This window comes from Acidisoma sp. 7E03 (assembly GCF_054665075.1).
The window spans coordinates 68,127-85,596 of record NZ_BAAFHE010000011.1; the positions used below are offsets into that span (position 1 = coordinate 68,127).

The following is a 17,470-nucleotide window of genomic DNA, read 5'->3' on the forward strand; positions in this document are numbered from 1 at the left end:
CGTCCTATGAACCGCATTTGTCTCGTAACCGGTGCTGGCAGCGGCGTGGGCCGCGCCGCGGCTCTGGCGCTGCTGAATGATAACGATACCGTCTACCTCGTCGGCCGGCGCCTCGGCCCGCTGGAAGAGACGGCGGCGGCGGCCAGCACCGGCACCGGCACCGCCATTGCGGTATCCGCGGACGTGACCGACCCCGCGAGCGTGGACGCCCTCTTCGCCCGCATCAAGGCGGATCATGGCCGGCTCGACGTGCTCTTCAACAATGCCGGCATGGCGGCGCCCGCGACCAATTTCGGCGATCTCACCTGGGAGCAGTGGCGCGACATGCTGGCCGTCAATCTCGACGGCATGTTTCTCGTCGCCCACGGCGCCTACCGGATGATGCGCGACCAGACGCCGCAGGGCGGCCGGATCATCAACAACGGCTCCATTTCGGCACATACGCCGCGCCCGGGCTCGGCCCCCTATACGGCCAGCAAGCATGCGGTGACCGGCCTCACCAAATCCATCTCGCTGGATGGCAGGCCCTACAACATCGCCTGCGGCCAGATCGACATCGGCAATGCGGCGACGGCCATGACCAAGGCGATGACGGCGGGCGTGCCGCAGGCAGACGGGCGGCTTGCCGTGGAGCCGCGCATGGAGGTGGACGACGTCGGCCGCACCATCCTCTTCATGGCCAGTATGCCGCCCGAAGCCAATGTGCAGTTCGTAACGGTGATGGCGACGACCATGCCTTTCATCGGGCGCGGGTGAGGTCACGACCCGAAATGTAATTTGTCCCATGTCGGTGAGGCGTTAAAGTCCGCTCTCGAAACGAAGGAGAGCACGATGACCGAGCCATGCGGCGCCGAGGTTCTGATTGCCAATCTGAAGGCTCAAGGGGTACGCCATGTCTTCGGCATCCCCGGCGCCAAGGTTGATCGGGTCTTCGACAGCCTGATCGGCTCGGGAATCGAAACGGTCGTCTGCCGGCACGAGCAGAATGCCGCTTTCATCGCCGCCGGCATCGGCAAGATGACCGGCAAGGCCGGGGTGTGCGCCGTCACCTCCGGCCCCGGCGCCACCAATCTCGTCACCGGCTTCGCCACTGCCAATTCCGAAGGCATGCCGGTGGTGGGCTTCGCCGGCAGCGTGCCGCGGTCGGAACTGCTCAAGCAGACGCATCAGAGTCTCGATTCCGTCAGCCTGTTCCGGCCTGTCACGCGCTATGCGGCGGAAGTGGAATCGGCGGACGCCATCGGCGAAGTGGTCGCCAATGCCTTCCGCGCGGCAGAGAGTGGCCGGCGGGGTGCCGCCTATGTCAGCCTGCCCTTCGATGTCATGAACGGCCCCGCCCCCGATGACGTGCTGACGCCGGTCTCCGTGCCGCCCTTGGGCGCGGCACCGGCTGAAGCGATCGCGGCGGCAGCGCAGCTGATCCAGGCTGCGCGCACACCCGTGCTGCTGCTCGGCATGGATGCGAGCCGCCCAGCCCATGCAGCGGCCGTCCGCGCCCTCCTGCACAGCTATGCCCTGCCGACCATCTGCACATACCAGGGGGCGGGCGTCATCTCCCGCGACCTGCTCGATTGCTTCGCCGGCCGCGTCGGCCTGTTCCACAACCAGCCATCGGACGAACTGCTCGATGCCGCCGATCTGGTCATCACGGTCGGCTACAACCCCATCGAATACGACCCTTATTTCTGGAACAAGGGCCGCAGCCGGCCGATCATTCACATCGACCATATCCTGGCCGCCATCGACCGCGACTATAAGCCAACCGTCGAACTGTTCGGCGACATCGCAGCGACCATCACGGCGCTTGCAGGGACGCTGGCGCCACGGGCCGATCTGATCACGCATCCGCTGCTGGGTGCCGTTCGTCGTGAATTGGCCGATATCCGGGCTCGCGGCGCCGCCCTCGGCAGCGCGCCCCTGCATCCGCTGCGCGTCATCAGCGATCTGCAATCCGTGATGACGGATGACGTGACACTCGCCCTCGATATCGGCAGTTTCTACATCTGGCATGCGCGCTATCTCCATAGCTTCCGGCCCGAGCAGTTGCTGATCTCCAACGGCCAGCAGACGCTGGGCGTGGCGCTGCCCTGGGCCATCGCCGCCTGCCTCGCGCGGCCCCATGACAAGGTCCTGTCGGTCTCGGGCGACGGCGGCTTTCTGTTCTCGGCGCAGGAGCTGGAAACGGCCGTGCGCCTGAAATGCAACTTCGTCCACATGATCTGGACGGACGGCACCTACAACATGGTGGGCTTCCAGGAGCAGCTGAAATACGGCCGCACGGCGGGCGTCGATTTCGGTCCGGTCGACAAGGTGAAATATGCCGAGGCCTTCGGCGCCACCGGTTTCCGCATCAATCATGCGGATGAATTCCTGCCCACGCTGCGCCGCGCGATGGAGATTCCGGGGCCGGTGCTGATCGATATTCCGGTCGACTATTCCCACAACACCGCGCTCGGCCAGGGCATGCATGCCGATGTGATCGCCTGAGGGAGAGACAGGACCATGCCCCGCCTCACCTGCGATATTTCGCAATCGCTTTGGGATGCGCTGCACCAGGCCGCGCATGAGAATGGGGAGACGATCGCCCATGTCGTCTCCCGCGCGCTGGCCGATCGTCTTCAGGTCGAGCATGGAACGCTGTTCCAGGTCTCGACCGCGGGCGCCCTGGTGCAGGGCGTGCTGGACGGGGCCGTGACGGTTGGCACCTTGCGGGAGCATGGGAATTTCGGCCTCGGCACCTTCGTCGATCTCGACGGCGAGATGGTGGTGCTGGATGGCGCCTTCTACCAGATCCAGAGCGATGGTTCCGTGCACCAGGCCGAGGATCGCCAGCAGGCGCCCTTCGCCATGGTGACGCATTTCAGCCCGGAGCGCACAGAGGTTTTGCACCCCTTCGCGTCCCTCGCGGAATTGACCGGGCAGCTCGACCGGCTGCGGACGAGCGACAACCTCTTCTTCGCGGCGCGCCTCGACGGCCGGTTCCGCCACGTCCATAACCGCGCCGCCTGCAAAGTCGGGCCGCAGGAAAGTCTTGTGGACGCGGCGGCCCATCAGGGCGAGTTCCATACCGATGACGTGAGCGGCAGCATGGTTGGCTTCTGGACGCCGGGCTACGTCAAGGCGATCGGTGTCGCCGGCTGGCATCTGCATTTCATCAGCGACGACCGCCACTTTGGCGGCCATGTTCTGGGCGCCGCGGGTGACGGCATCACGGCGGCAATCGAACCTCTCGACGATTTTCGCATCGCCATTCCTGAAACGGCGCAGTTCCTGGCGAGCGACCTTTCGCCCGATTCTTCCGCCGCTTTGGATCGTGCCGAGAAAGCCCGGTCTTAGGCCGCGGAAAGCGCGGCCCTGACCGCCGCCAGCGGCGCCTGCCAATCGCCCAGCGCCGGCTGACGATAGAGGCGGAGCGATGGATACCAGGCGCTCCGCTCTCCACTCAGCCCCCAGCGCCAGTCGGGTGTGGCGGGCAGCAGCACCGCTGCCGGGAGGCGCAGGCTGCCGGCGAGATGGGCGACGGAGGTATCCACCGTGACAACCCCGTCCAGCGCTGCCAGCGCCGCCGCCGTCTCTTCGTAATCGCTGAGGAAGGGTGCCGCATCGAAGACCGGCGCCGCGCCCGCATATCCTGCGCGTTCCGCCGCCCGCTCCCCCAGCTGAAGACTGACCAGGGTGATGCCGGCCAGGCCTGCCAGCGCCTCTGCCAGCCGCGCGAAGGGGATGGAGCGCCAAGCGTCATGCCCATGCGTCGGCCGCCCTGCCCAAACGAGGCCGATGCGCCGCAGCCCCTCGGGTAGCGCCACCTGCAATCGCTCGCGCCAGATCGCGACGCGCCCCGGCTCGGGCGCCATCGGCACCGGCAGGGGGATGGTCTCGCATGTGGTTCCATGCAGGCGGGGCAAGCTGGAGAGGGGCAGACAGGCGGTGAAATCCGCATAATCCGCGACACGGGTCGCGACACGCAGCCGCGGAAAGACGCGGCCGAGCAGCGGCGCCAGAGCATCGCTCGCGCCGAGCCGCACATCCCGCACCCGCTCCAGAACCCAAGGGACATAGCGGCTGAACTGGATGACGTCGCCGAAGCCCTGGTCGCCCACCAGCATCAGGGGGCCGGGGAGCGGCCCACCGTCCCATAGCGGGCGGCCCTGGCGCAGCGCCTCGGGCAGGAAGGGCGCGGCACCGGGCAGGTGGAAACGCCAGTCGTATTCCACCCAGCCCTCCGCCAGGCGACCCTGCAACAGCAACAACTCCGCGAGCAGCACATGCGCGGCGGCATGGTCGGGTTGCAGCAGCAGAACCCGCCGCGTCCAGGCTTCGGCCTCTCCGATCTCGCCGCCGCGATGGTGGATGCAGGCCAGGCGATAGGGCGCCTCCACCTCTCCCGGTTCGGCCAGGAAGAGCTGGCGAGCGAGGGTCAGCGCCTCGTCCAGCCGGCCAGCGTCGAAGGCCCGCAGAACTGCCGCGGAAGAGGACACTCCGGCTGCTACAGCGCAGCGGCGACGGCGGCGAGCGGCGCCTCCCAGGCGCGCGGTTCGCTCTGGCGGAAGAGCCGCACGGAGGGATACCACGGGCTGTCCTCCCGCCCCTGCAGCCAGCGCCAGTCCGGCATGAAGGGCAGCAGCACCCAGGTCGGCCGCCCCATGGCGCCGGAGAGATGCGCAACCGAGGTATCGACGGTGACGACGAGGTCGAGCGCCGCGATGGCCGCGACCGTATTCTCGTAATCGGCGATATGAGGCGCCGCATCGAAGAGCGGCGCGGCGCCTTCGTAGGCTTTGAGGTCCGCCTCGCGGTCTCCCTTCTGCAGGCTGACCAGGGCGATGCCCGGCAGACCACCCAGCGCCGCGGCGAGCTGCGCGAATGCGATAGAGCGGTTGCGGTCGTTCTTATGGGTCGGCCGCCCAGCCCAGACGATACCGATGCGCTTAGCGCCGTCCGGCAGGGCTTCGGCGAAGCGCTGGCTCCAGGCTTCGACGCGCACGGGGTCGGCGACGATCGGGATTGGTGGCGGAATGGTCTCGAGCCGCGTGCCATGCAGGCGCGGCAGGCCGGAGAGCGCGCTGAAGGCCGCGAAATTCCGGCAATCCGCCCAGCGCGTCTGCAATTCGAGATCGGGGAACAGCCGGCGGATGAGCGGCGCCATCTCGCGGCTGGTGGCGAGGAAGACCTCTTCGGTCTGGCTGCGTGCCCAGGGGATGTAGCGGCTGAACTGGATGACGTCACCGAAGCCCTGGTCGCCCACCAGCATCAGCCGACGACCGGCGCCGAGCCGGCTGCCGCCCCATTGCGGCTGGCCGTCGCGAATGGCCGGCGGCATCAGCGGCTGGACGCCCGGAATGCGGAACCGCCACTCGTATTCTTCCCAGCCCTCGGTCATCTCGCCGCGCAGCAGCAGCGTCTCGCCGATGGCGAAATGAGCGCCGGCCATGTCCGGCTTGAGGGCGACGGCGCGGCGGGAACAGACGAGACTCTGGTCCAGCTCGCCGCGGCCGTGGTGGATGATGGCGAGGTTATGCAGGGCGATCGGGTCACCTGGCAGCAACGAGACCGCCTGGGACGCCGCCGTCAGCGCATCATCCAGCCTGCCAACCTGGCGGTACATCTCGCTGATATTGCGATAATAAAGCGAATTCCGCGGCTCGAGCCGGATGGCCTTTTCCAGGAGCTGGATGGCGAGCGGCGCGCGGTTCAGGCGGAAGGCGACGATCGCGCCGAGCTGCAGGACGCGCGGTTCCTCGGGTGCTGCGCGCAAGAGGTTGGAGGCAATGGCCTCCGCCTCCTTCATCCGGCCGCCCTCGAAAGCCTGGTTGCCGAGCAGCAGCATCATGCCGAGCGGCATGGCCACCATCGGCTCGGGCGGCCGCGGCGGAGCGGCAGCAGGAGCGGCGGGCGGCGGGGCTTCGGTCGTCGTCGTCGTCTCTGACGGCATCTGCGGGCCTATGGGATCTTGATACGAAAAAGTAACAACATCCCCGACCCCCTGCTAGAGCCGGGCTTGGACCTTCTTTCCCGGTTCCGGCTTGGCCGGCCGGGTGTCCTGCCGCAGGCGCTTTTCCCCCAGGAACAGCAGGATGGGGGCGGCGATGAAGACGGAGGACGAAGTGCCGACGACGATGCCAAACAGCATGGCAATGGCGAAGTCCTGAATCGAGGAGCCGCCGAAGATGGCGAGCGGCAGCGCCGCCAGGAACACCGTCATCGACGTGCCGAGCGTCCGGTTCAGGGTCTCGTTGATCGACAGGTCAATCAGCTCCCGCAGCGGCATGCTCTTGTACTTGCGGAGATTCTCACGCATCCGGTCATAGACCACGACCTTGTCGTTGGTGGAATAGCCGAGGATGGTCAGCACTGCCGCCACCATCACCAGATCGAACTGCAGCCGCGTGACGACCAGGAAGCCGATGGTCTTGGTGATGTCGAGGATCAGCGTCACCACCGCGCCGACGGCGAATTGCCATTCGAAGCGGAACCAGATGTAGATCAGGATCATCAGCAGGGAGAGGCCGAGGGCGAGCAGACCCTGGTCGAAGAGCTGCGCCGAGACCGAGGCGCCGACCGCGCTGGTGCTGAGCACCTGGCTGCCCGGCGCCACCTGATCGAGCGCGGCATGCACCCGGGCGACGGCCGCATCGGTCTCCTGCGCATTGGCGCGGCTTTCGAGCCGGATCATCACCTCGTTCGGGCCACCGAGCCGCTGCAACCCGGCATCCGGAAGGTTCTGCTTGGCCAGCGCCGCGCGCAATTCGGGGAAGTCGGCCGGCTTCGGCGTGCGCGCTTCCATCACCACGCCGCCCTTGAAATCGATGCCGAGGCGCAGGCCCGGATAGAAGAAGAGGCCGATCGAGGCGAGGGAGAGCACGGCGGAGACGATCAACCCTGCGTAGCGGCCCCGCATGAAGTGGATGCGGGTGCCATCCGGCACCAGGCGAAACAGCGGCTTGTAGAAGAAGCGCATGGGGTCGTCCTTAAACCGGCAGCGCCGCCGGACGGCGGGAGATGTACCAGCGCGAGGTCAGGAGCCGCGCGAAGACGGTCGCGGTGAAGAGCGTCGTCACGATGCCGACGGTGATGGTCACGGCGAAACCGCGCACGGGCCCTGCACCAAAGATGAAGAGCATGACGTGGGCGAGCAGCGCCGTGACGTTACTGTCGATGATGGTGCCATAAGCGCGCTTGTAGCCCGCCTCCAGCGCCTGCAGCGGCGTGCGGCCGTTGCGTACCTCTTCCCGCACGCGCTCGTTGATCAGGATGTTCGCGTCCACCGCCATGCCGAGGGTGAGCAGAATGCCCGCCATGCCCGGCAGGGTGAGGGTCGCGCCCAGCAAAGAGAGCAGGCCCATCATCATGACGAGGTTGGCGACGAGGGCGACGTTCGCGAACCAGCCGAAGAGCCCGTAGAAGGCTGCCATGAAGAAGATGACGAGGAGGAAGCCGACGACGAGGGAGATCGCGCCGGCGCGGATGGCATCGGCCCCGAGTTCCGGCCCGACGCTCTGTTCCTCGACTACGGTGAGCGGCGCCGGCAGGGCGCCCGCCCGCAGCAGCAGCGCGAGGTCGGTCGCGGCTTGCGCATTGGCGCTGCCGCTGATCTGTGCCCGGCCGCCGGTGATGGCTTCGCGGATCACGGGATCGCTGATCACCTGATTGTCGAGGACGATGGCGAAGGGGTGACCGACATTCGCGCTCGTGACTTCGGCGAACTGCCGGGCACCGAGGCTGTCGAAGGTGATGTTCACCACCCAGCCGCCGGTCTGCGGATCCTGCCCGGCCTGGGCATTGGTGAGGTCGGCGCCGTCCACCATCACCTGCTGCTGGATGGCGACCTTCTGGTTGGGATTGCCCTGCAGGGGCAGGAAGGCATCACCCGGCGGAGGCGGATTGCCCGAATTCGGATCGACGCTCTCATCGACGAGATGGAAGGTCATGTGCGCCGTCTCGCCGAGCAGCTTCTTGATGTGCTGCGGATCGGAGATGCCGGGCAGCTGCACCATGATACGGTCGTCGCCCTGCTGGGCGATCTGCGGATCGACGATGCCGGTGCTGTCGATGCGGCGGCGGATGATTTCGATGGACTGGGTGACGGCCGCCTTGGCACGCGCCTGCATGGCGGGCTTGGAGAGGGTGAGCACGAGGTCAGTCCCGGCACCGCTCACCGCGAAATCCGGCAGGCTGCCCGGACCGTTGGGCGGCGTCAGCAGATCACCGAGCGCCGCGATGGCGGCCTGCCGCTGGCTCGGATCGAGCAGGGTGATGCGCACCTCGTTCGCCGCCGCGTCGGCCGCGAGGCGGGTGTAGCCGATATTCGCCTTACGGAAATCCTGCCGCACCCCGTCCAGCGTGCTGCCGAGCTTTTCCTTGGCGACCGCGCCCATGTCGACCTGCATGAGCAGGAAGCTGCCGCCGCGGAGATCGAGGCCGAGATGGATCTGCTGCCAGGGCAGCCCCTTGACGGGGGCGGCGAAGAAGTTGGGCAGGCAGAGGAGAAGGCCGATCAGGCAGGCGCCGATCACACTGGCGGCCTTGAGCCGGCTGAAATAGAGCATAGCGGCGGAAGGCCCCCGTAGCTTGAAGATAGGCAGCTTGAACCACGGCGCCCGCAGATGGCGTCGATCTTTGGCGCGGAGGTATGGCGGCCCGCCGCCTGCATGGCAAGTGGCCGCCGCGCCGCGCCCGGCCCGGAAACGTAACACACTGCGTTACAGGGCTTTGGTTGACGGATCGGTGCCACCTGCTAACCCTCTGCGCGCGTCGCTCACCCGGGGGGCAAGCACCTCCCAAAGATCGGAATATGACGATGGATACCGTGAAGCTGGGCGTGGCCGGGGTCGGCCATTTCGGGCGGTTTCATGCCTTGAAGGTCGCCGCTTCGCCGCGCGCCCACCTCGTCGGCGTCTATGACCGCGACCCGGAGCGGGCGCGGAGCGTCGGCTGGGAAGCCGGCACCGAGCCCCTGCCCTTCGAGGCGCTGATCGAGGCCGCCGAGGCCATCATCATCGCAGCCCCCGCGGAAGCGCATTACGAGCTGGCGGCACGGGCGATCCGCGCCCGGCGGCACGTGCTGATCGAGAAACCCATCGCCTCCACCCTCGAGGAAGCCGACAGCCTGGCCGCCCTCGCGCGCGAACACGGCGTCGTCCTCCAGGTCGGCCATCTCGAGCGGTTTTCCGCGGCACATGGCGCGGTCTCGGCCCGCATGGGCCAGCCGCTCTACATCGAGGCCGTGCGGGTCGCCCCCTTCAAGCCGCGCGGCACGGACGTCTCGGTCATCCTCGACCTGATGATCCACGACCTCGACCTCGTGCTTGCCCTCGTCGATGCGCCGATCGAAAGCGTCGATGCGGTGGGCGCGGCGGTGGCGAGCGCGCATGAGGACATCGCCAATGCCCGCGTGCGCTTCACCAATGGCTGCGTCGCCACCATTACGGCGAGCCGGATTTCGCTGAAGACCGAGCGGCGGATGCGCATCTTCGGCCAGAACGGCTACATTGCCGTCGATTTCGCCGGGCGGAAGCTGACAGCGATCGCCAAGGCGCAGGGAGGATTCCCGGTGCCCGGCATGCCGGACTTCTCGGTCAAGGAAATGGCCTGGGAAGACCATGACAGCCTGGCCGCCGAACATGCAGCCTTCTACGCCTCGATCCTCGACGGCGCACCGGTTCTGGTGGATGCGGCCGCCGGCCGCCGGGCGCTCGAAGCCGCCATCGCGGTGAAGGAAGCGATGGACCGCTCCAACGCCCGCGTGGCGGCCGCAGGCCTGCTCGGCCCGACCGGCTGAGGCATCACCGGCTAGCGCCGCCAGGGCAGGTGCAGGCCGAGGGCCCCAGGCCCTTGGCGGGGGAGTGCGCCGCCTAAGCCGGAGGCGAGGTCATGCGCCGCATCCTCCGCAGGATCCCAAAGAAAGGGCGGCTCATCCTGTCCGGCTGGCGTGCCGAGCAGCGCCACCGGCCCGGTCAGCGGCCGAAGGCCGCCGACCTTAAAGACCTCGGAGACAAGGCGCGTGACGAGGCGCATGACCGTCCTCCTCCTGCCGATCCTGGACCCTTGGCACCGGCTTAGCCGAGGACGCGGTTGCGGCGGGCGGCGAGGCTGCCCGAAAGGCTGGCCACCATCGCCGCGAGCACCATCACGACGAAGCCGAGGAGCGCCGCATGGGCGGCGACATGGGCGCTGGCCCGCGCCGTCTCCTGCACCGTCTTCACGGCGGCGTCCTTGGCGTTCAGCAGCGTCTGCCGGGTCTGCTCCACACGCTGGAGAGCCGCGTCATGGCTTTCATGGGTCTGCGCCGCCACGATGTCCGCGATCCGGTTTTCCGCCTGCTGACCGTCAGCCCCACCCTTCAACGCATCCGGCAGAGCCGCGACCACGGCTTTCGTCGCCGCTTCCGGGGTCATCTGCGCCGGATCGGCGGGTGCCGGCGCCAAGAGGGCCTGGGCTCGGGCGTCGATCACGGTCTGGTCTAGACCCACTGTCTGCGCGATCGTAGGCGCCGCGGCCTGCACGCTGGCACCGGCGGCATGGAGGACACCCCCGGCCGCGTTCAGGACACCGCCAACCAGCCCGCTGACGGCGCTGCCCAACAGATAGAGCGAGACCAGCAGGCCCACGGCCCAAATCGCAAGGCCGTGCGCGGCCCCTTCCGGGCTGCGGCGAATGCCGGCGGCCCGCACCGCGACGAAGGTGCCGAGCGCAAGGGCTAGGATGGTGCCGAAGCCCCACCACAGCAGCGCGCCGAGGCCAAGCCCGCTCGCGTCTGGTCCCTGAGCGCCGATCGGGGCAACGAGCCCGAGGCCGATACCGGCGCCAAGCAGGGCGATCATGATTTCGACAGCAAAGGCGATAGCGACACCGCCGAGGATCGCGCCCCAGCTCATCCGCGGCATGGCAATCACCTGCCGGGGTTCGGCCTGCACCTCTCCATGGGTCGGCATGAGGATGCCTCCTTCCTGAAGCACTGATGAAAAACAATGGGAAATGGAAAGATCGGCACGCCGGGCGGTGCGGGCCGCCCGGCGGCGACCGGCGCCGCGGTCAGATCAGGACGGGAGTGTTTCGCTGATCCGCCACTGGGCGCCGTGCCGGCCCGCTTTCCGGGCCGGCGTCGGGATTAGCGGCGCACCGCGTCCTTCACCTTGTCGGCGGCGCGGCCGACCGCATCACGTACGCCGTCCGCGGCGCGGCCCGCGGCCGCTTGGGCCTTGCCGGCCTGCTTCTCGACGGCGCCTTCGGCTTCCATCTTGCGGTCGCCGGTGACCTTGCCGATGGCTTCCTTGATGGAGCCCTTCAGGCGGTGCGCTTCACCCTTGATGCGGTTCTCGTCCATGTCAGCCTCCTAAGCTTCTGTTGCCCGGAAAGGCCCGATCGTTTTGGGCGCTCCGGAATGATGAGGAAGATAGGGGTCGCCGGACAGCGCGACATGATCCGCGGGGACTAAATCGTGTAGTAGTCCTGTACCAATTCCGCCGCTCAGCGGATGGGCCGCGCGAGGGGAAAGCCGCGTTCCCGCGCCCAGAGGATCGCCTGCGGGCGGCGATTGACGCCGATCTTGCCATAGACCCGCGCGACGTGATTACGGAGCGTGTTGCGGGACACGCCCATTTCCTTGGCCATCGCCGCATCCTCCATCCCCTCGCACATCAGGCTGAGGACTTCCTTTTCGCGCCGCGTGAGTTCAGCGACCTCCAAGGGGGCCGTGTGGTTCTGGGGCATGCGCAGATTGGCGAGCTTCTCCATCACCGTCCGGCTGAACCATTTCGTATCAGTCATGACCGCCTCGATGGCGCCCATCAGCTCCATTTCGCTGCGCCGACGCTCATGAATGTCCTGGATCACCCACAGGATGCAGCTGTCCCGCCGCAGCATGATGGTTTCGGCGGAGACGAGACAATCGACAAAGCCCCCGTCCTTGCTGCGCAGCCGCGCATCCTCGCCGCGAAACCCGCTGCGTTCGGCCAGCATCACCTCGACCTTCGCGACGAAGCTCGGCGCTTCCCATAGCTGCATGTCCGACAGCGTCTTGCCCATCGCCTCATCACCGGACCAGCCGGTGAGCTGATGGAAGGCGTCGTTGGTGTCGCACATGCGATACTCTTCGCGGGTGGTGATCGCCATGCCCACCGGCGCCAGGCGGAAGGTAGTGACGAAACGTTCCTCGCTATGGCGCAGTTCGTTCTCGGCCTGACGCCGCGGCTCGAGATCGGCGAAGGAGAAGAGCATGCAGGGCTCGTCCGCGAGATCGATCGGCTGGCCGGCGACGATGACGAGCTTCCGGCCGCCATCCGGCAAGGAGATGTCCGCCTGCATCTGCGGAATGGTGCGGCCTTCGCGCAGCCGCTCCTTCGCCAGATCCAGCCCTGCCGCATCCTGCAAGATATCGATGTCGTACAGGCTGCGCCCCAGCACCTCATCCTTCGCGAAACCGGTGAGATCGAGAAAGCCCTGGTTCACCTTCACGTAGCGCTGATCACGCAACCGAAGAATGAGAGCGGGCGCAGGATTGACGTTGAAGGTCTGCTCGAAGCGCTCTTCCGCCGCCATGCGCGCCGAGACGTCTTCGATGATCAGAACCAGCAGATCGGGGACACCTTCGGCATCCGTCAGGATCAGGCTGCGGATCTGATGAACCCAGCACGGCTCGTCGGCATCGGCCGGCGTCACCTCCACCACCACCTCGCTGAAGACTTCTTCGGCGAGAACCCGGTCGAGCGGATACGCGCCCTCTTCCAGCTGATGGTTGTTGCGATAGCGCAAGCGGAAGCGCTTGCGATACTCGTCCACCGTGGCGCCGAGCCCCGCGACCTCTTCGACCCCGTGCATGCGAAGCGCGGCCTCGTTCGCCCAGAGCAGATGCTGGTCGGGACGGACGAGGATGATGCCTTCGGACAGACCGGCGATGATCTGGCGGAGATTGTCGATGCGGGCAGCGGCGGCAGAGGTCACGGGTCGGTCCGGGTCAGAGCGGGATGCTCCCCCGAATCTAGGTCGTTTCCCGGTTTGGCAACGGCGGCAGGGCAGCGGACCGCGCGGGAAGCAGCGTCAGCACGGCTTCGGCCGCGGCTTCCGATGGGGCGATGCCGGGTCCCGGCCGCAGGCTCTGCATGACGGAGGCGAAGGCGGCGCGCTGCGCTGCCGCGGCGGCCGGATCCTCCAGCAGCCGCGCGACTTCCGCGGCCAGCAGATCGGGGCGGCATTTCTCCTGCAGCAGTTCGGGCGCGACGGCCCGGCCCGCGAGCAGGTTCACCATGGCGGCGAAGGGCACCTTGATGACGCGGCGGACGATGGCCGCGGTGATCGGATTCACCTTGTAGGTGACGACCATTGGGACGCCCGCCAGCGCCAGCTCGAGCGTCGATGTGCCGGATTTGGTCAGGGCCGCGGCGGCGGCGGCAAAAGCATCGTGCTTGTCCTCCATCTCCGTGACCAGAATGGGTTTCTCCGGCCAGCCGCCCGCCGCCTCCATCACGCGCTGCGCGACGTTTGCGGCGACCGGCATGACGGGGACGAGATGGGGGAAGCGGGCGCGCAGCCGCGCCAGGGTGTCGGCGAAGACCGGCAGCAGGCGGGTGATTTCGGTGATGCGGCTGCCCGGCATCAGGATCACCGGCACGGCCTCCGGGCCCAGGCCATGCCGCGCGCGGAAGCGCGCCGCATCCCCCTGGTCCGCGCCGGATTCGAGCACCGGGTGGCCGACGAAATCGGCGGCGAGCCCGTGGCGGGCGAAAAACTCCGGCTCGAAGGGCAAGAGGCAAAGCAGCGTGTTCCACAGCCCCGGGTAGTGCTTCACGCGATGCTCCCGCCATGCCCAGACCTGGGGGGCCACGTAGTGCGCACGGGGAATGCCGAGCGGCGCGATGCGGCGCAGCAGGCGGTGGGTGAAGCTCGGCGCATCGATCGTCACCACCACGTCCGGCCGGCGGGCAGTGACGTCCGCCACCGTCTCCGCCATGCGGCGCTTGAGCTGGCGCAGCTTGGGCAGGACCTCGGCCAGGCCCATCAAGGCCAGTTCCTGCATGGGAAACAGGCTGACGAAGCCTTCTTCCGCCATGCGCGCGCCGCCGACCCCGGCGAAGCGCGCCTGCGGCAGTCGCGCACGGATGCCGCGGATCAGCCGAGCGCCGAGCACGTCCCCGCTCGCCTCGCCGGCGACGATGTAGATGAGCGGCGCGGCGTCGCTCACAACGTCTTTTCCATGAAGAGGCTGAGCGGGTCGGGCGCATAGGCGCCAAAGGGGCCGATAGGGCGGAAGCCCGTCGCCTCATAAAGGCCGATCGCCTCCGGCTGGCGGATGCCGGTTTCAAGGCGCAGCAGGGCGAGGCCCTGGGCGCGCGCTTCCCCTTCGATCGCCGCAAGGAGGGCGCGTGCGAGACCGCGGCCGCGCGCGGCGGGATCGACGAAGAGGCTCTTCACCTCGCCGTAGGTCGCGTCCATCCGCTTGAGGGCGCCACAGCCGAGAATGGCCTCATCCTCCTTCGCCACGAAAAAGGAGACCTCCGGCACGTCGAGCGCGGCCTCGTCCAGATGATGGTTGCTCTCCGCCGGGTAGAGGCTTTCGGACAGCGCCCAGGATTGCTCCAGCAGGCGGCGCACGCCGGGCGTGCGCACGGGCACGGCGAGGATGCGCAGGCGCATCAGAAGCCGACGACCGGCGCGCCCTGGGGCGCTGCCGGCCAGTCCCGATGGTTGCGCACGCCACCGTCCTGCCGCACCACTTCGATGCGGGCGGGGTCGAGATCGGCGAAGACGAGGCTCGCCTGATCCAGCGCACCCATCGCGATCACCCCGTCTTCCGGAAAGCCGCGGTCGCAGGGGCCGAAGACGCCAGCATAGCCACGGTTGACGTCGAGCGTCGCGGACCAGGGCGCTTCGCCGACCGTCGGCGTGATGGCGACGAAGCATTGGTTTTCGACCGCCCGCGCGCGGGCCGAGAGATGCACGCGATTGAAGCCCCACAGCGTATCGGTGCAGGAAGGGGCGAGGATGAGCCAGGCCCCAGCCTCGACCTGAGCCCGCACCAGCATGGGAAACTCGACGTCGTAGCAGATGGAAATGCCGATGCAGCCCCAGGGCGTGTCGAACACCTGCGGCGCGTCGCCCGCCGAGACCATCCATTGCTCCGTCTCGAAGCGGGTCATCACCCGCTTCTCCTGAAAGCGCACGACGCCCTCTGCTGAAATGAACGGGGCGCGGTTACGCACGGCGCCGTCGCGCAGCATCGGCACGGAGGAGCCGAGCAGCCAAAGCCCGTGATGCATGGCGCCCTGGCGCATGATCTCGACGATGTCCTCGGCCCGTGCGACGACCGCATCCCGCTCGGCCACCGCATCACCGGCGTCGGTGAAAACGGCGGCGAGTTCCATGGCGGCATATTCCGGCAGCACGAGAAGGTCGGCGCCGCCGGCACGCGCCTCGGCCAACAGCCGGTCGATCTTGACTGCGAAATCGTCGAGACTGTCCAGCCGGTCGATCTTGTATTGCGCGAGGGCGAGGCGAAGGCGGGTCACGGCAGGGGCGCTCCAGTCAGGCTCTTCATCCAGAAGGCGAGATGATGCGGGGTTTCCTCCGCCTGCCCAACCTCCTTCCACTGCATGACGCAGGTGAGCTGCGGCGTGGGCGTGAAGCCGCGCTTGCGCCAGAAGGCATCGAGCGGAACGGCGCCTGACGGCTTCAGCGGGTGCTCTGCCGGGCGCTGGACCGCACAGAAGGCGGCATAATCACAAGCCGAGATGGCGCGGGCATGGGCCTCGCGCGCCGCGAAGAAGCCGACGCCGACACCGGCGCCCCGATGGCACGCCAGGAGAATCGACTCGCCGAAATAGAAGACTTGCTCCGGCGCGATGCCCGCGTCCCGGAAGGGCTGCTGCACATTCGGCGTCTCGTCCGCGAGCGGCAGGCAGGTGGAGGCACCAACGACGTTGGCGCCCTCCAGCGCCAGCACGACCGCCGCACGGGGGCTCGCCGCATAGGTCGCGAGATAGCGCTCCTCATAGGCCTGGTCCCCGTCATAGAGATAGGGCCAGTCGCGGAAGACGGTGATGCGCAGCCGTGCGAGGGCCGGGATGAAGGGCAGCAGGTCCTGCCCCGTCACCGTGCGCAGCGTCAGGCTCATTGGCAGGCATTGCCCCGAAGCACGACGGCCACCGCCACCTCGCCGCCACCCGGCTGGCCGGAGGGGCCCATCTGGAAGGTGGCCTCGCAGCCCGTCACGACGACCGTGGGCGGGGCATAGAAGCCGCCACCCCAAGGCCCCCAGGGATCGCCGCCCCAGCCCCAGCCGAAGCCGCCGGAGCCCGGGATGATCTGCGTGTTCTGCCAGTCATAGGCGAGGTATTTGACGCCGCCCGTGGTGATGGTGCGGGCGGGCACGCCGAGGCCCTGCACGATGGCCTGCTCCGGCTGGCCGATATAGGCGTGCAGCCGATCCGACAGCGTCGGGCCGGTCTGGCAGCCGGCGAGGGCGAGGCTCGCGCCCAAGGGTGCAATCAAGCGGAAAGACGAGCGCATGCGACGGTCCCGGCGAAAGCCATCAGTCCCGCCCGGTTAGCACGGCGGCGGGAGGGCCGCCATGCTCCCTCCGGGGAGTGTGACTGGCGCCGCGGTCTTTCCGAAAATTTCGCCAATTCCAGGGGATAAGGGACGACGAGCAAGACGAGGCGCGTCCCATGACCGAACCGGCCCAGCCTGCCATGACCTGCACGGGCTATCTCTTCGCCCTCGCGCAAGACGGCCTGCTGGGCCAAGTGGGCGACTCCCTTCTGGTGCCGGCCGACCAGGTGATTCTGCCCACCGTCTTCAGCCATGGCTGCTGGCAGCCGGAAGAAATCCGCTTCTTCGCCGATCGGCTGGATGGGCAGAGGCTCTATACCCTGCTCGACATCGGCGCGAATATCGGCCTGTTCAGCCGCCAGATGACCCGCGTCTTTCCGCAGATCGCGCGGCTCTACTGCTTCGAACCTTCGCCCCTGAATTTCGCGGCACTGCGCTTCAACCTGGCGCCACGGGGCGACCGGCCCGATTGCCACTTCATCAACGCCGCGCTCGATACCGAAGACGGGGTGCGGCGTTTCTTCCAGGACCACCGCAACATCGGCAACCATTCCCTCAATGAGGGCGCGATGCATGATGCGAGTGGCTATGACGAGAAACAGGTGCAGGTCCTTTCCGTCGCCGGCTGGCTCGACACCCATCTGTCGCCCGACGAGCGGCTGATCTGGAAATCGGATACGCAGGGCTTCGACGAGCGTATCATCTCGGCCGTTCCCTGGGCGCATTGGCGCCGCATCGACTGTGCGATCGTCGAAGTCTGGCGAATCAGCAAGCCCACACTGGACTGGGACGCGTTTGCCGCTCGGATCGAGGACTTTCCCAACCGCTCGCTCGGCATCGGCAATCCGGTCTCGACGGACGCGGTGCTGGACTATCTGCGTGGCCAGGATGGCGCGCATACCGACCTCTATCTCTGGCGGTAGGCCCC

Annotated in this window: 18 protein-coding genes; 5 read left to right on the top strand and 13 right to left on the bottom strand. The window is 67.7% G+C overall.

What is annotated here, in order from left to right; translation table 11 throughout:
* Window positions 1-6: 6 nt before the first annotated feature.
* From ACYQ6W_RS17020 to budA, 3 genes are all read left to right on the top strand, one after another.
* Complete coding sequence (locus ACYQ6W_RS17020; RefSeq protein WP_459676954.1) at window positions 7-756, top strand: SDR family oxidoreductase; 750 nt, start codon at window positions 7-9, stop codon at window positions 754-756.
* A gap of 75 nt (window positions 757-831) precedes the next feature.
* A complete protein-coding gene (alsS, locus tag ACYQ6W_RS17025; RefSeq protein WP_459676955.1) occupies window positions 832-2,487 on the top strand; it encodes an acetolactate synthase AlsS in 1,656 nt (551 codons plus the stop codon).
* Window positions 2,488-2,502: 15 nt separating this feature from the next.
* Window positions 2,503-3,336, top strand: a complete 834-nt coding sequence (budA, locus tag ACYQ6W_RS17030) for an acetolactate decarboxylase (protein ID WP_459676956.1) — start codon at window positions 2,503-2,505, stop codon at window positions 3,334-3,336.
* On the opposite strand, the gene ACYQ6W_RS17035 is transcribed toward budA, so the two are convergent.
* From ACYQ6W_RS17035 to secD, 4 genes are read right to left on the bottom strand one after another with little or no spacing between them, the layout of a single operon-like run.
* Window positions 3,333-4,478 carry a tetratricopeptide repeat protein gene (locus tag ACYQ6W_RS17035; protein WP_459676958.1) on the bottom strand — a complete coding sequence of 382 codons (1,146 nt, stop codon included), beginning with the start codon at window positions 4,476-4,478 and terminating at the stop codon, window positions 3,333-3,335. The genes budA and ACYQ6W_RS17035 overlap by 4 nt on opposite strands.
* A gap of 8 nt (window positions 4,479-4,486) precedes the next feature.
* A complete protein-coding gene (locus ACYQ6W_RS17040; protein WP_459676959.1) occupies window positions 4,487-5,932 on the bottom strand; it encodes a tetratricopeptide repeat protein in 1,446 nt (481 codons plus the stop codon).
* A 54-nt stretch (window positions 5,933-5,986) separates the two neighbouring features.
* Complete coding sequence (gene secF, locus ACYQ6W_RS17045; protein ID WP_459676960.1) at window positions 5,987-6,958, bottom strand: protein translocase subunit SecF; 972 nt, start codon at window positions 6,956-6,958, stop codon at window positions 5,987-5,989.
* A 10-nt stretch (window positions 6,959-6,968) separates the two neighbouring features.
* Window positions 6,969-8,546 (bottom strand): protein translocase subunit SecD, encoded by a 1,578-nt coding sequence (gene secD, locus ACYQ6W_RS17050; RefSeq protein WP_459676962.1) that lies wholly within the window; start codon window positions 8,544-8,546, stop codon window positions 6,969-6,971.
* A 251-nt stretch (window positions 8,547-8,797) separates the two neighbouring features.
* Here secD and ACYQ6W_RS17055 point away from each other — a divergent pair, with 251 nt between their 5' ends.
* Window positions 8,798-9,778, top strand: a complete 981-nt coding sequence (locus ACYQ6W_RS17055) for a Gfo/Idh/MocA family protein (protein WP_459677122.1) — start codon at window positions 8,798-8,800, stop codon at window positions 9,776-9,778.
* Between the two features lie 11 nt (window positions 9,779-9,789).
* Here ACYQ6W_RS17055 and ACYQ6W_RS17060 read toward each other — a convergent pair whose 3' ends face one another.
* The 9 genes from ACYQ6W_RS17060 to ACYQ6W_RS17100 all read right to left on the bottom strand — a co-directional run bounded on the left by ACYQ6W_RS17060 (window position 9,790) and on the right by ACYQ6W_RS17100 (window position 16,500).
* Complete coding sequence (locus tag ACYQ6W_RS17060) at window positions 9,790-10,014, bottom strand: hypothetical protein (RefSeq protein ID WP_459676963.1); 225 nt, start codon at window positions 10,012-10,014, stop codon at window positions 9,790-9,792.
* 41 nt (window positions 10,015-10,055) lie between these two features.
* Entirely contained in the window at window positions 10,056-10,931 is an 876-nt protein-coding gene (locus ACYQ6W_RS17065; RefSeq protein ID WP_459676964.1) for a hypothetical protein, read from the bottom strand.
* A gap of 176 nt (window positions 10,932-11,107) precedes the next feature.
* Complete coding sequence (locus tag ACYQ6W_RS17070) at window positions 11,108-11,323, bottom strand: CsbD family protein (RefSeq protein ID WP_459676966.1); 216 nt, start codon at window positions 11,321-11,323, stop codon at window positions 11,108-11,110.
* Window positions 11,324-11,466: 143 nt separating this feature from the next.
* Entirely contained in the window at window positions 11,467-12,939 is a 1,473-nt protein-coding gene (locus ACYQ6W_RS17075; protein WP_459676967.1) for a helix-turn-helix transcriptional regulator, read from the bottom strand.
* Between the two features lie 37 nt (window positions 12,940-12,976).
* Window positions 12,977-14,176 (bottom strand): lipid-A-disaccharide synthase, encoded by a 1,200-nt coding sequence (lpxB, locus tag ACYQ6W_RS17080; RefSeq protein ID WP_459676968.1) that lies wholly within the window; start codon window positions 14,174-14,176, stop codon window positions 12,977-12,979.
* Window positions 14,173-14,628: a GNAT family N-acetyltransferase gene (locus ACYQ6W_RS17085; RefSeq protein ID WP_459676969.1), complete on the bottom strand. Its 456-nt coding sequence runs from the start codon at window positions 14,626-14,628 to the stop codon at window positions 14,173-14,175. The genes lpxB and ACYQ6W_RS17085 overlap by 4 nt, the downstream gene beginning before the upstream one ends.
* Window positions 14,628-15,500 carry a carbon-nitrogen hydrolase family protein gene (locus ACYQ6W_RS17090; protein WP_459676970.1) on the bottom strand — a complete coding sequence of 291 codons (873 nt, stop codon included), beginning with the start codon at window positions 15,498-15,500 and terminating at the stop codon, window positions 14,628-14,630. Before ACYQ6W_RS17090 ends, ACYQ6W_RS17085 begins: the two co-directional genes overlap by 1 nt.
* Window positions 15,497-16,105, bottom strand: coding sequence for a GNAT family N-acetyltransferase (locus ACYQ6W_RS17095; protein WP_459676971.1), 609 nt, complete (start codon window positions 16,103-16,105; stop codon window positions 15,497-15,499). Before ACYQ6W_RS17095 ends, ACYQ6W_RS17090 begins: the two co-directional genes overlap by 4 nt.
* A complete protein-coding gene (locus tag ACYQ6W_RS17100; RefSeq protein WP_459676972.1) occupies window positions 16,102-16,500 on the bottom strand; it encodes a hypothetical protein in 399 nt (132 codons plus the stop codon). The genes ACYQ6W_RS17095 and ACYQ6W_RS17100 overlap by 4 nt, the downstream gene beginning before the upstream one ends.
* A 158-nt stretch (window positions 16,501-16,658) precedes the next feature.
* Between ACYQ6W_RS17100 and ACYQ6W_RS17105 the strand changes: the two genes are divergently transcribed.
* Window positions 16,659-17,465 (top strand): FkbM family methyltransferase, encoded by an 807-nt coding sequence (locus tag ACYQ6W_RS17105; protein ID WP_459676973.1) that lies wholly within the window; start codon window positions 16,659-16,661, stop codon window positions 17,463-17,465.
* The last annotated feature ends 5 nt before the right edge of the window (window positions 17,466-17,470 follow it).

What these genes read in the sequence shown, in the direction of transcription:
- ACYQ6W_RS17055 (WP_459677122.1), top strand. Translation starts at nt 8,798, where the DNA reads ATGGATACCGTGAAGCTGGGCGTGGCCGGGGTCGGCCATTTCGGGCGG.
- ACYQ6W_RS17040 (WP_459676959.1), bottom strand. Translation starts at nt 5,932, where the DNA reads ATGCCGTCAGAGACGACGACGACGACCGAAGCCCCGCCGCCCGCCGCT.
- ACYQ6W_RS17070 (WP_459676966.1), bottom strand. Translation starts at nt 11,323, where the DNA reads ATGGACGAGAACCGCATCAAGGGTGAAGCGCACCGCCTGAAGGGCTCC.
- ACYQ6W_RS17065 (WP_459676964.1), bottom strand. Translation starts at nt 10,931, where the DNA reads ATGCCGACCCATGGAGAGGTGCAGGCCGAACCCCGGCAGGTGATTGCC.
- secD (WP_459676962.1), bottom strand. Translation starts at nt 8,546, where the DNA reads ATGCTCTATTTCAGCCGGCTCAAGGCCGCCAGTGTGATCGGCGCCTGC.
- budA (WP_459676956.1), top strand. Translation starts at nt 2,503, where the DNA reads ATGCCCCGCCTCACCTGCGATATTTCGCAATCGCTTTGGGATGCGCTG.
- ACYQ6W_RS17095 (WP_459676971.1), bottom strand. Translation starts at nt 16,105, where the DNA reads ATGAGCCTGACGCTGCGCACGGTGACGGGGCAGGACCTGCTGCCCTTC.
- ACYQ6W_RS17060 (WP_459676963.1), bottom strand. Translation starts at nt 10,014, where the DNA reads ATGCGCCTCGTCACGCGCCTTGTCTCCGAGGTCTTTAAGGTCGGCGGC.
- ACYQ6W_RS17020 (WP_459676954.1), top strand. Translation starts at nt 7, where the DNA reads ATGAACCGCATTTGTCTCGTAACCGGTGCTGGCAGCGGCGTGGGCCGC.
- ACYQ6W_RS17105 (WP_459676973.1), top strand. Translation starts at nt 16,659, where the DNA reads ATGACCGAACCGGCCCAGCCTGCCATGACCTGCACGGGCTATCTCTTC.
- ACYQ6W_RS17085 (WP_459676969.1), bottom strand. Translation starts at nt 14,628, where the DNA reads ATGCGCCTGCGCATCCTCGCCGTGCCCGTGCGCACGCCCGGCGTGCGC.
- ACYQ6W_RS17100 (WP_459676972.1), bottom strand. Translation starts at nt 16,500, where the DNA reads ATGCGCTCGTCTTTCCGCTTGATTGCACCCTTGGGCGCGAGCCTCGCC.
- alsS (WP_459676955.1), top strand. Translation starts at nt 832, where the DNA reads ATGACCGAGCCATGCGGCGCCGAGGTTCTGATTGCCAATCTGAAGGCT.
- secF (WP_459676960.1), bottom strand. Translation starts at nt 6,958, where the DNA reads ATGCGCTTCTTCTACAAGCCGCTGTTTCGCCTGGTGCCGGATGGCACC.